General features: G+C 75.5%; 2 protein-coding genes. One reads left to right on the forward strand and one right to left on the reverse strand.

All coding sequences use genetic code 11. The features are described 5' to 3' along the window. Positions 1-504, forward strand: a 504-nt coding sequence (locus H5J30_RS32275) for a Kelch repeat-containing protein (RefSeq protein ID WP_258563638.1), incomplete at its 5' end; no start/stop codon positions are given. Between the two features lie 80 nt (positions 505-584). On the opposite strand, the gene H5J30_RS32280 is transcribed toward H5J30_RS32275, so the two are convergent. After that, on the reverse strand, positions 585-1,355 hold the full coding sequence (locus H5J30_RS32280) for a hypothetical protein (protein WP_181791190.1): 771 nt from the start codon (positions 1,353-1,355) through the stop codon (positions 585-587). Between the last annotated feature and the right edge of the window lie 214 nt (positions 1,356-1,569).

Genomic DNA, 1,569 nt, shown 5'->3' on the forward strand with positions numbered 1-1,569 from the left:
CCGGACGCCGACGCCTGGACGCGTACGGGCAGCCTGGCCGCCGCGCGCGCCGGACACCAGGCGACCCCGCTGGCCGACGGAACCGTGCTGGTCACCGGCGGCGACGGCCCCGGCATCCGCTTCGAACGCGGCTTCGTGCCGTTCAGCCAGTGGCGCACCGAGCGGTACGACCCGGCGACCGGCGCCTGGACCCCGGGCGAGAACATGCCGGACGGCCGCACCTGCCACCGCGCCGCGGCCCTGCCGTCCGGCCGGGTGCTGGTGCTCGGCGGCGCCGATAGCGCCACGCTCAGCACCGGTTACGCGACCGCGGCCCTGTACGACCCCCTCACCCGCAGTTGGGCGGCCACCGGGGGGATGGCCACGAACCGGTACCTCTGCACCGCCACGGCGCTGCCCGACGGCTCGGTGCTCGCCACCGGCGGCACGGTCCGCTCCGGCAGCGCCCTGCCCGTACCCGGGGCGGACGAACTGACCGCCGCCACGGAGGTGTTCTGGATCTGAGCCGGGGCGGCCGACGGCCCGGGCGGCGGCGCGGAGACCTCCGCCGCCCGGGCCGCCCCCGGCTGCCTGCCCCGGGGCCGCTACGAGACGAAGCCGCGGGTGACGTGGGTCCCCGTGCCGGCGGGTTCGGCGCGGTAACCGGATTCGCCGACGCAGTCGCTGTACTCGTACTCGGCCTTCGCGGTGCCTGCCAGCCCGCCCGCGGCGGTCGTGGTGGGGCCGCCGAACACCGCATCGGACCTGGGCATCCCGGCGCAGCTCGGGATGCCCAGGTAGTACTCCACGAAGCCCAGCTGGGAGCCCTGGAGGTTGCCGCTGCCCGCGGGCAGCGTCCAGCTGCCCAGATGCGCCGAGGTGCCGGTGACCGTGTTCCGGGCGGTGCCCGACCAGGTGGTGGTGCCGGTCTTCTCGACGGTGATGTCGTACCGGTGCCCGTACACGGCGTCGAAGTCCACCGCGCAGGTGACTCCCGGCCCGCCGTCGGCGCCCTCGTGGCACAGCGGGTCGGAGGTGGTGGCACCGGCGGTGAAGGTGGAGAAGCGGGCGGACAGCCGCTCGCTGCCGCCGCTGTCGGGGCGCGGTTGCAGGCCGGTGTAGCCCATGCCGTCGGCGAAGCTGTACTGCTGCGCGAAGTAGATCCCGGCCTGGTGCGCGGTCGCCGGGTTCACGGTGATCGGGAAGGTGAGGTCGGTCAGTCCTGCCGCCGGGGTGCCGGGGATGGACCAGCTCACCAGGACGTTGCCGCCGCCGACGTCGGCGGCCCCCGCCGCCGCCTGCGGCGTGGCGAGTGCGAGCGCCGCCGCCGCGAGTGCGACGGCTAACCGGCGCGGGCGTCTCGTGAGTGCAGACATGTGGTGTCCTCTCCTGTGTGGGGGGTACCTGCCGCCGCGCAGCGGGTACGGGACGTGGCCCTGGCACTCACGGTGCTCGACGGGGGCCGCGCCGGATATGGACTCTTCGCGGCTCCCGGATGGACTCTTCGGCCGCGGACGCCCGTGCGCCCGCGGCCCGTTCACTCCACCGCGACCCACACGTGCGCCGGCGGCTGCACGCGGCCGTCCGCGA

The sequence above is a fragment of the Streptomyces phytophilus genome, assembly GCF_013870535.1.
In the GTDB taxonomy this organism is placed as follows: Bacteria; Actinomycetota; Actinomycetes; order Streptomycetales; family Streptomycetaceae; genus Streptomyces; species Streptomyces phytophilus.